Source organism: Acidovorax sp. KPB24-03 (assembly GCF_057546605.1).
Window position 1 is genome coordinate 1 of sequence record NZ_BAAJYR010000120.1, and the last position, 10,480, is coordinate 10,480.

The window sequence follows — 10,480 nt, forward strand, 5'->3', positions numbered from 1 at the left end:
CGCCGAGGTGGCGGCCAGGCGCAGGGGCCGGGCTTCGCCGCGCGCGATCTCGGCGGCGCGATCGCGGATCTGCCGCAGGCCGCCGAGTGCGCGCTCCACGTCCTCGTACAGCAAAAAGCCCTGCTCGGTCGGCGTGACGCGCGGGCCGCCGCGGGCGAAGAGCGCGTAGCCGATCTCGGCCTCCAGTTCCTGCAGCGAGCGGCTGACGGAGGGCTGCGAGCGGTCCAGCAGGCGCGCGGCCGCGGTCACGCTGCCGGTGGACATCACCGCGGCGAAGGCTTCGAGCTGGCGCAATTCCATGGGCTTGATTTCATGCGTTTTGTGAAATCATGAGGCCCTTGCATGCGAATTACAAATACTTTGACCACATATGCAAATGCCGAAGGGGCGCAAGCGGGGGCTTGACGCTCGCCTTCGGCAACGCCCGGCCGTGCGACCGGCCGGGATCTACGCGGGGGTGGGGATAGCCTGGGCCTGCCAATTCAGGATTTCAGGGCTTCGCTCACCGACGCCGCCAGAGGCGTCGTGGGCCGGCCGATCAGCGCACTGAGCTGGCGACCGCTGTCGAACAACGCACCCTTGGCAGCGCTGGCGTCGCTTTGCGCGAGCATCTCGGCCACAGGCGCAGGCAGCCCCACCTGCACCAGCAGGTCGCGGTAGGCGGCTTCGGGCATGTCCTGATAAGCCAGCGGCTTGCCGGCCTGGCGTGACACTTCCTGCGCCAGCTCGGCCCGGGTGTAGGCATCGTCGCCCGCGAGTTCATAGACTTTGCCGGCATGGCTGTCCTTCGCGGCCAGCACGGCGGCAGCCGCGGCGGCGTAGTCCTCCCGCGACGCCGAAGCGAACCGGCCTTCGCCCGAGCTGCCCACCAGCACGCCGCGGCCGAGCGCATCGGCAATGCCCATCAGATTGTTCTCGGTGTACCAGCTGTTGCGCAGCAGCACGAAGGGCACACCCGACTCCTGGAGCAGCACCTCGGTCGCCAGATGCTCTTTCGCCAAGCCCAGCGGAGACACGTCGGCATGCAGCACGCTCGTGTAGGCGATCAGTTGCACCTTTGCCCGGGCTGCCGCGCTGATGACATTGCCATGCTGCGCGACCCGGCTGCCAACCTCGCTGGAAGAAATCAACAGCACGCGGTCGATGCCCTGCAGCGCGGCATCCCACGAGGCCGCATCGCCGTAGTCCGCTTGGCGCAGCTCGATGCCTGCGGGCAGCACGGCCGCGCTTTTCTCCACGTTGCGCACCGAGGCCACGATCTGCGAGGCCGGCACCCGCGTGAGAAGCTGCTGGATGACGAGGCGGCCGAGCTGGCCATTGGCACCGGTGACGAGCAGGCGGGGGGAAGAAGTGGACATGCAAAGATCCTCTGGGTATGGATTGGAGAGGAGGTCTATATTAGGAACCGCCCCAACTTCCACAAGAAGGCAGCTTTTCATGCCCTGGTTACCTGACGCTCACCCCCCTGCCCCGGCCGCCCCCGAGGCCCTCGAAGCCCTGGCCGCCACCCAGGCCTGGATGCGCGAGCGGCCCGACGGGCTGGACCTCGGCCAGTGCCCGGTGCGCGACGTGCTGGACCACATCGGCGACAAATGGACCACGCTGATCCTGCTGACGCTCGCCCCGGCCCCCTTGCGCTTCGGCGCACTGCAACGGGCCGTGCCCGACATCTCCAAGCGCATGCTGGCCCAGACCCTGCGGTCCCTGGAGCGCGACGGCCTGCTGACCCGGCACGTCTTTCCGACCAAGCCACCCAGTGTGGAGTACCGGCTGTCGGCTTGGGGCAGTCGGTGCTGGCGCCGTTGTCGCAGTTGCTGCAGTGGGCGGAAATGAACCATCGGAGCATCCGCAGTGCGCGGGAACGGTTCGATGGCGCGGCGGTGCAACGGCCGGCAGAGGCGGTAGCGCCCGCCGCCATGGGGTGACTGGACGGCGGCTTTCGTGGCCGCCGGGCTCCGGGGCCATGGGGCACGAGGGAAGCATGAATCACCACCATCCCTTGCCCGCCAGCGGGCCGAAAAAGCAAAAGGGGCTGCGTTTGCACGCAGCCCCTTTTTTGTTTGGTGGCGCTTCACGGATTCGAACCGCGGACCTGTGGATTATGATTCCATCGCTCTAACCGACTGAGCTAAAGCGCCTAAGCCCTCAATTATAGCGCGACTTTTTTGGCGTTCAACACTTTTCTTGTCGCCTCTTCCAACGCGGCCGGCGATCGCCTCGGGCCTGCACGTAAAATCGCGCCCCCAGCCCCTGGATGTAAACCATGAACCGCTGCCCCACTGCTCGTTTTTCCTTTCTCTTCACGCCGTTGCTGGCCAGCGCCCTGCTCTGCGGCGCGGTCCTGCCCGCCGCGGCCCAGGTGGTCGCCCCCCTGGGCGGCGTGCGCACCTTTCCTGAAAATGCCCTGCGCGGTACGCTGGCCATCAACAGCACCGTCGATGCGCAACTGGATGGCAAGGCCATCCGCATGGCCCCCGGCATGCGCCTGCTCAGCCCACAGAACACGCTGGTCATGGCCCACTCGGTGATCGGGCAGAAGTTCACGGTGAACTATGTCGTCGAGGCCAGCACCGGCATGCTGCTGACCGCCTGGATCCTCAGCAAGGATGAAGCGGCCCAGCCGCGCAAGGGTGCGACGTCGACGGACCGCAATTTCATCTTCGAATCCGAGATTCCCAAGCGATAAATAGGCCCTGGCGCCGCCAGCGCTGCGGCCGCTGGGTGCGCCATCCCTTTCCAGCCGCACGACCGGCCCCGCCCGCCATTGGCCGCGGGCAGCGCTACCGACACCAGAGATTCCCCATGAGCAAAAAAGTCTTCATCAAAACCTTCGGCTGCCAGATGAACGAGTACGACTCGGACAAGATGGCCGACGTGCTGCATGCCGCCCAGGGCTACGAGCCCACGCAGAACGTGGACGAGGCGGACCTGATCCTCTTCAACACCTGCTCGGTGCGCGAGAAGGCGCAGGAGAAGGTCTTCAGCGACCTCGGGCGCATCAAGCACCTGAAAGAGCGGGGCGTGAAGATCGGTGTAGGCGGCTGCGTGGCCAGCCAGGAAGGCGCCGAGATCATCAAGCGCGCCCCATACGTGGACGTGGTGTTCGGCCCGCAGACGCTGCACCGCCTGCCCGAGCTGCTGGCCCAGTGCGAGGTGCAGCGCCGCCCGCAGGTGGACATCAGCTTTCCCGAGATCGAGAAGTTCGACCACCTGCCCCCCGCGCGCGTGGAAGGCGCCAGCGCCTTCGTCTCCATCATGGAAGGCTGCAGCAAATACTGCAGCTACTGCGTGGTGCCCTACACCCGCGGCGAGGAGGTGAGCCGGCCGTTCGACGACGTGCTGGTCGAGGTCGCGGGGCTCGCCGACCAGGGCGTGAAAGAGATCACACTGCTGGGCCAGAACGTGAACGCCTACCTGGGCAAGATGGGCGACACGGCGGAAATCGCCGACTTCGCGCTGCTGCTGGAATACGTGGCCGACATTCCAGGCATCGAGCGCATCCGCTACACCACCAGCCACCCCAACGAATTCACGCCGCGCCTGATCGAGGCCTATGCGCGCATCCCCAAGCTGGCCAGCCACCTGCACCTGCCGGTCCAGCACGGCGCCGACCGCATCCTCATGGCCATGAAGCGGGGCTACACCGCCATGGAATACAAGAGCACCGTGCGCAAGCTGCGCGCGATCCGGCCGGACCTGGCGATGAGCAGCGACTTCATCGTGGGATTCCCAGGCGAGACCGAGGAGGACTTCCGCAAGATGATGAAGCTCATCGACGACGTGCACTTCGACAACAGCTTCAGCTTCATCTTCAGCCCGCGCCCGGGCACGCCGGCCGCCAGCCTGCACGACGACACGCCGCACGAGGTGAAGCTGCGCCGCCTGCAGGAACTGCAGGCCGTGATCAACGGCAACATCAAGTCGATCAGCGAAAGCCGCGTGGGCACGGTGCAGCGCATCCTGGTCGAAGGCGCCTCCAAGCGCGACGCCAGCGAGCTGATGGGCCGCACCGAATGCAACCGCGTCGTCAACTTCGTCGGCCAGCCCCGGCTGGTCGGGCAGATGGTGGACGTGGCCATCACCGAGGCCAAGGCCTACACCCTGCGCGGCGAGGTGGTGGTGCGCGAACCGGCGCTGGCGCACTGAGCCGCATGGGCATGGCATTCGCGATGCGCTTCCTGCGCCGGCAGCAAGGGGTGGCTGCGCTCGGTGGCCTGTCGTTCCAGCAGATGATGCTGCTGGCTTTCCTGCTGATCGCCGGGCTGCTCGGCGCCAGTTCGCTGCGGGCGATCTTCACGCTGGAGCAACTGATGGGCCAAAGCCGCAACGGCGCGGCCGAGGCGATCCAGCTCAACGCCTCGGCGCAGAGCCTGAACGGGCGCAGCCAGACGCTGGAGCGCGCAGCGCGCCAGTCGCTGGTGCTGGCCGACAAGTCGCTGCGGCGGCGGTTCGACGAGGTCTCGCGCGAGGCCCGCGACATCCTGCAGCGACTGGAGGCCAAGGGCCTGCCGCCGGACCTGCCCAACCAGTGGCGCAAGCACCTGGGCGAGGTCACGTCGCTGCTGGACGGCCCCGCGGCGCTGTCGCTGGAAAACGAGCGGGTGGTGGCGGCGCTGTTCCTCGAACTGGACGCGCTCAACGGCACCATCGCCCAGACCGTGCAGGACATGAATGCGCAGCGCAGCACCGAACTGCTGGAAAAGATCGAGGCCAGCCGGCGCGAGGTGACGCACCAGGTGGTGGGCGTGATCGTGCTGGCGCTCGCCCTGGCGCTGGCCTTCGGCATCTGGCTGGCCCGGCCGTTCAAGCGCATGGAGCACGCCATCCGCCTGCTGGGCGAGAACGACCTGTCGCAGGCGGTGGACCTCTCCGGCCCGGTGGACATCCGCCGCGTGGGCCAGCAACTGGAATGGCTGCGCATGCGGCTGCTGGAGCTGGATGCCGACAAGGCCCGCTTCCTGCGTCACGTCTCCCATGAACTCAAGACGCCGCTGGCCTCGATGCGCGAAGGCGTGGCGCTGCTGCAGGACGGCGTGACGGGCGAGCTGACCGAAGGCCAGCGCGAGGTGGTGGACATCCTGCACCAGAACACCCTGGTGCTGCAGGGCGAGATCGAGGCGCTGCTGCGCTTCAACGCGGCGGCGTTCGAAGCGCGCCAGTTGCGCCGCGCGGAGACCGACCTGCTCGCGCTCATCGAAAGCCAGGTGGAGGCCCAGCGCCTGCACTGGCAGGCCAAGAAGCTCGACGTGGTGGTGGAGGGCGCGCCGGTGGCGCTGCAGATCGACGCGGAGAAGATCGCCCCGGCGGTCAGCAACCTGCTGTCGAACGCCATCCGGTTTTCGCCGCGCGGCGGAACGATTCGGATCACCTTGTCACGTTTTCCCGACCGGATTCGCATCGATTTCGCGGATGACGGCCCCGGAGTGCATGAGAATGACCGCTCCCGCATCTTCGAACCGTTTTATCGGGGTGTGCGCCAACCCGAGGACGCCGCACGCGGCACGGGCATCGGCCTGTCCATCGTCCAGGAATACGTGAGCGCCCACGGCGGCCACGTCACCCTTGTGGAAGACGGCGAACGCACCCCCTTCCGCATTGAATTGCCCCATGTCTCCTGATTTCCCGTCGCACTCCGTCCCGCGAGTGGTCTTCGGTGCGCGCAGCGCCGGGCCGGCCGGCCTGCTGCTGGTGGCCCTGCTGAGCACGGGCTGCGCCAATCCACCGCCGGCGCCGCCTCCTCCGCCCCCGCCCGTGGAAGTGCCTGCACCCACCGCCCCGCCGCCGAAGGAAGAGCCCGACGAGCCCCCCGCACCGGTGTCCGAACCCGCCAGCAAGGACAACGGCAGCCAGCGCCCTTCCGTTCCGCGGCAGATGCTGCAGTACGCGGACAAGGTGCGCAGCATGGGCACGGCGGAGCTTGCCGCCGAGATCACGCAGTTGTCCAATGCGCAGCAGCAGTCGCCCGAAAAGCCGCTGCAGCTGGCCATCGTGCTCATGCACACGCGCCAGCCGCCCGACACGGCCCGGGCCCTCGGGTTGGTGCAACGCGTGATGGCCGATACCACGGCGCCCGCACCGGCCTTGCACCCGCTGGCCCGCCTGCTGGAAGGACGGCTGCTGCAGCAGCGCCGGCTGGAAGACCAGCTGGACCGGCAGAACCAGCAACTGCGCGATGCCCAGCGGCGGATCGACCAGCTGAACGACCGGCTGGAGGCCATGCGCGCCATCGAGCGCAGCCTGAACGCCCGGCCCGGCGGCGTCAACGACCCCGCCAAGGGCGCGCAGCCCCCTCCCGCCGCAGAACCCCAACGCTGACCGCCAACCGATCGCCACCATGAAAGCTTCCTCCGGACACCGCCAACGCATCCTTGTGGTGGACGACGACGCCGACATGCTGCGGCTGCTGTCCCTGCGCCTGCAGGGCGCGGGATACGAGGTCACGGCGGTGACGTCCGCCGAGGCCGCGCTCGCGCAGCTGGACATCGACCGTCCCCAGCTCGTGCTGAGCGACGTCCGGCTGCCGGGGCGCGACGGCCTGGCGCTGTTCGACGAGGTGCGCTCGCGCCACCCCTCGCTGCCGGTCATCCTGCTGACCGCGCACGGCACGATCCCCGACGCAGTGGAGGCCACGGCACGCGGCGTCTTCACCTACCTCACCAAGCCCTACGACGCCAAGGACCTGCTGGACAAGATCGCCCAGGCCCTGGCGTTCAGCACGCCCACGGCGCAGGCCACCCGCGCCGACGACGCCTGGCGCGCCGAGATCATCAGCCGCTCCAACCGCATGGCGGACCTGCTGGCCGAGGCCCACATGGTGGCGCAGTCCGATGCCAGCGTGCTGCTGCTGGGCGACAGCGGCACCGGCAAGGAACTGCTGGCACGCGCCATCCACCGCGCCAGTCCGCGCGCCAACCGGCCCTTCGTGGCGGTCAACTGCGGCGCCATTCCCGAAGCGCTGCTCGAATCCGAGCTGTTCGGCCACATGAAGGGTGCATTCACCGACGCGGTGACCAACCACAAGGGCCTGTTCCAGGCGGCGGATGGCGGCACGCTGCTGCTCGACGAAATCGGAGATATGCCGCCTGCCCTGCAGGTCAAGCTGCTGCGCGTGCTGCAGGAGCGTGCCGTGCGCCCGGTGGGCGCGAGCCAGGCGACGCCGGTGAACGTGCGCATCATCTCGGCCACCCACCGGGACCTGGAGACGGCCATGGCCGCCGCCCAGTTCCGGGAAGACCTCTACTACCGCCTGAACGTCGTCACGCTGACCCTGCCCACGCTGGGCGACCGGCGCGAGGACATCGCGCTGCTGGCCAACCACTTCCTGGACAACCTGGCCCGCAAGTACGACAAGCGCCTGTCCGGCTTCTCGCCGGAGGCCTTGAAGGCGCTGACCACGGCCGCCTGGCCCGGCAACGTGCGACAGCTCTTCAACGTGGTGGAACAGGTCTGCGCCCTGTCCACCACGCCCCTGGTGTCGCTGGGCCTCGTACAGCGCGCCCTGCGCACGCCCTCGGCCCAGGTGCTCAGCTTCGCAGAGGCCCGCCAGCGGTTCGAACGGGAGTATCTGGTGGACCTGCTCAAGATGACGGACGGCAACGTGGCCGACGCCGCCCGCCTGGCGCAGCGCAACCGCACCGAGTTCTACCGGCTGCTGCAAAAGCACGCGCTGACCCCCGGCAATTTCAAGGCCGATGCGGGTGCGGCAGACGATGTCGCCGATGAGCGACAGGACTAAGTTGTTGATTTAAAAGGAAATTTGGTTTCCAACCGAGGGATGGGTCGCTGAATCCCGACAGATTCGGCCGTTTTCAGGTGGTTTTGCTGCGCCGCACAACCACTTACAGGCCAAAAACGTCGCAAGTCTTTGATTTAAAAAGACTTTTAGAAGCTGGCACAGGGTTTGCCCTATAGACCGGCATGACGCAAGAAATTTCCTCCTCCACCGCCCGCCCGGCGCACCGCGCTGATGCGAACCGGACACCTGCAGCAGCAGTGGCTGCAGGACAGCCACCGGCACAGGCGGCCCGGGGCGAAACCTCTGCGCGTCCGGCCCCGTCCTCGGCCTTCGGCGCGTTTGTCGCCGAAAGCCGGACGGCCGCTTCTTTCCCAACGACAACCCAACTTCGCAGTGAGGGAACCATGGACCCACATCAATCTTCCCGTGCAGGACGTGTCGGCGCTGTTGCGCACGCCCCCGCCGTGGTGGCGCGGCGCGGCGCCACGTACCCCCGGCCGGTGGCCTCTGACCGCAGCACGCTGCGCGAAGAACGCCACCCCAACTCGCTCACCGCACCGCCGGTGCACCGCGGCTCCATGGCGCCCCTGCCATGGCGCGGCTTCTGGAACAGCATCGGCACCGCCTTGCTCATGCGCCTGAACGGCCAGCGCAACCGCCCCGCGGAAGGCTCCGAAATCACCGAAACCTGGCAACAGGCCGCCCAGCAGCGCCGCTTGGTGTTCATGCTGCTGACCGTGGCCAGCAGCGCGCTCGCCACCACGCTGTTCGCAGGCGTGCAGCCCAGCTACGACAGCGCCTGGCTCGAATACGGCCAACTCGCCCTGTTCGCCCTGCTCTCCACCTGGGTCGTCACCGGCTTCCTGACCGGCGTGATGGGCTTCTGGGTCATGCTGCGGGGCGACGCGCACGCGCTGTCCGCCGCCAGCGTGCGCAACAACCCGTTGAACGCCGATGCACGCACGGCGATCATCATGCCGATCTGCAACGAGGACGTCTCCACCGTGTTCGCCGGCCTGCGCGCCACCTGCGAATCCGTGGCTGCCACGGGGCATGCCAAGACTTTTGACGTGTTCGTGCTGTCCGACAGCTACGACCCCCAAATCGCCGCCGCCGAGCGCGCCGCGTGGGAAGACCTGCGCGCCGCCCTGGCCGCCAACGGCAACCAGCCGCAGGTCGAGGTGTACTACCGCCTGCGCACCCGCCGCAGCCACCGCAAGGCCGGCAACGTGGCCGACTTCTGCCGCCGCTGGGGCAAGGACTACCGCTACATGGTCGTGCTCGACGCCGACAGCGTGATGAGCGGCGATTGCATCGTCTCCATGGCCAAGCTGATGGAAGCGCATCCCCGCGCCGGCATCATCCAGACCGCCACCCAGGCCATCGGCCACGTCACCCTGCACGCCCGTGCACAGCAGTTCGCCTCCCGCGTGACGGGCCGCCTGTTCACGCTGGGCATGCAGTTCTGGCAACTGGGCGAGTCCCACTACTGGGGCCACAACGCGATCATCCGCGTACAGCCCTTCATGGAACACTGCGCGCTGGCCCCGATCAAGGGCACCGGCGGCATGAGCGGCGGCATCATGTCGCACGACTTCGTGGAAGCGGCCCTGATGCGCCGTGCCGGCTACCATGTGTGGCTGGTGTCCGACCTGGTCGGCAGCTACGAGCAACAACCGCCGGACCTGCTGTCCGAGCTGCAGCGTGACCGCCGCTGGTGCCAGGGCAACCTGCAGAACGCCCGCCTGATGGCCGAGCCCGGCATCCACCCCGTGCACCGCGCCATGTTCGTCACCGGCGCGATGGCCTACCTGTCGGCGCCCCTGTGGCTGGCCTTCATCACCTTCGGCACGGCCCTGTGGCTGGCCGGCGCCCGCCTGGTGTCCGACTGGAACATCCTGCCCAGCGAACTGATGGCGCTGTGGGCCTGGACGCTGTGCATGCTGTTCCTGCCCCGCGCCCTGGGCGTGGCAGCGATCTTCATGAAGGGCGAGCAAAAGCAGTACGGCGGCAGCGCCAGCCTGATCAAGAGCGCCGGTCTGGAAAGCGTGCTGGCCATCCTGCAGGCCCCGATCCGCATGCTGGCCCATTCGCTGTTCGTGATCATCGCCCTCACCGGCCTGAAGCTGGAATGGAAATCGCCTCCCCGCGAAGCCAATGCCGTGCCCTGGAGCGACGCGGTTCGCCAGCTGGCCCCGATGACCGGCGTGATCGCCCTGCTGGGCCTGGGCGTGGCGCTGATCGACCCGAGCGCGCTGATCTGGCTCATGCCCGTCGGCCTGCCGCTGGCCCTGTCCATCCCGCTGGTGGTGGTTTCCAGCCAGATCGCCCTGGGCCGTGCCGTGCGGGCCCAGCGCCTGCTGCTGATCCCCGAAGAGGCATGGTCTCCGCCCGTCCTGCGCCGCGCATGGATGCATGCCACCCAGCTGAAGAACCGCCCCCTGCGTTCCGCAGCCCCGGTGCTGAAGGCGGCCTGAACGGCATCCACCTGCCAACGCGCGCCACCCACCGCGGCGCTTCAATGAAAAAGCCGACCCTCGGGTCGGCTTTTTCTATGGGAAGGTGAATGGTGACCGGGCCGGTGCGAGCGCGTGGCGATCGGCCAAGCTCGGAGATCGGGTTCCATCCACCAAGCGCAGGCGCCGACAGATCAAAGTCTTTTCGGGCTCCAGCGCATGATTCACTAGGGCATATCGCTACATTTTTTATAGCAAAACACCGCCGTCCGTGCCTACAGATCCATCA

At 67.7% G+C, this 10,480-nt stretch carries 9 protein-coding genes and 1 tRNA gene; 7 read left to right on the plus strand and 3 right to left on the minus strand.

The features are described 5' to 3' along the window. Positions 1-300 (minus strand): LysR family transcriptional regulator (locus AC27KI_RS13795; protein WP_487114297.1); only part of this gene is annotated, 300 nt, incomplete at its 3' end. Between the two features lie 182 nt (positions 301-482). Then, entirely contained in the window at positions 483-1,358 is an 876-nt protein-coding gene (locus tag AC27KI_RS13800; protein WP_487114299.1) for an SDR family oxidoreductase, read from the minus strand. A gap of 79 nt (positions 1,359-1,437) precedes the next feature. Between AC27KI_RS13800 and AC27KI_RS13805 the strand changes: the two genes are divergently transcribed. Then, positions 1,438-1,833 carry a winged helix-turn-helix transcriptional regulator gene (locus AC27KI_RS13805; RefSeq protein WP_487114301.1) on the plus strand — a complete coding sequence of 132 codons (396 nt, stop codon included), beginning with the start codon at positions 1,438-1,440 and terminating at the stop codon, positions 1,831-1,833. A gap of 228 nt (positions 1,834-2,061) precedes the next feature. Here AC27KI_RS13805 and AC27KI_RS13810 read toward each other — a convergent pair. Continuing rightward, positions 2,062-2,138: transfer RNA gene (locus AC27KI_RS13810), tRNA-Met, on the minus strand. A 125-nt stretch (positions 2,139-2,263) separates the two neighbouring features. Between AC27KI_RS13810 and AC27KI_RS13815 the strand changes: the two genes are divergently transcribed. The 6 genes from AC27KI_RS13815 (at position 2,264) to mdoH (ending at position 10,212) form a co-directional block, all read left to right on the plus strand. Next, positions 2,264-2,686 carry a hypothetical protein gene (locus AC27KI_RS13815; RefSeq protein WP_487089478.1) on the plus strand — a complete coding sequence of 141 codons (423 nt, stop codon included), beginning with the start codon at positions 2,264-2,266 and terminating at the stop codon, positions 2,684-2,686. Between the two features lie 116 nt (positions 2,687-2,802). Continuing rightward, on the plus strand, positions 2,803-4,146 hold the full coding sequence (gene miaB, locus AC27KI_RS13820; RefSeq protein ID WP_487089479.1) for a tRNA (N6-isopentenyl adenosine(37)-C2)-methylthiotransferase MiaB: 1,344 nt from the start codon (positions 2,803-2,805) through the stop codon (positions 4,144-4,146). 11 nt (positions 4,147-4,157) lie between these two features. Next, positions 4,158-5,618 (plus strand): ATP-binding protein, encoded by a 1,461-nt coding sequence (locus tag AC27KI_RS13825; protein ID WP_284429596.1) that lies wholly within the window; start codon positions 4,158-4,160, stop codon positions 5,616-5,618. Further along, a complete protein-coding gene (locus tag AC27KI_RS13830) occupies positions 5,608-6,315 on the plus strand; it encodes a hypothetical protein (RefSeq protein WP_487089480.1) in 708 nt (235 codons plus the stop codon). The genes AC27KI_RS13825 and AC27KI_RS13830 overlap by 11 nt, the downstream gene beginning before the upstream one ends. 19 nt (positions 6,316-6,334) lie before the next feature. Beyond that, positions 6,335-7,735 carry a sigma 54-interacting transcriptional regulator gene (locus tag AC27KI_RS13835; RefSeq protein ID WP_284429443.1) on the plus strand — a complete coding sequence of 467 codons (1,401 nt, stop codon included), beginning with the start codon at positions 6,335-6,337 and terminating at the stop codon, positions 7,733-7,735. A 404-nt stretch (positions 7,736-8,139) separates the two neighbouring features. Then, positions 8,140-10,212, plus strand: a complete 2,073-nt coding sequence (gene mdoH, locus AC27KI_RS13840; protein ID WP_487089481.1) for a glucans biosynthesis glucosyltransferase MdoH — start codon at positions 8,140-8,142, stop codon at positions 10,210-10,212. The last annotated feature ends 268 nt before the right edge of the window (positions 10,213-10,480 follow it).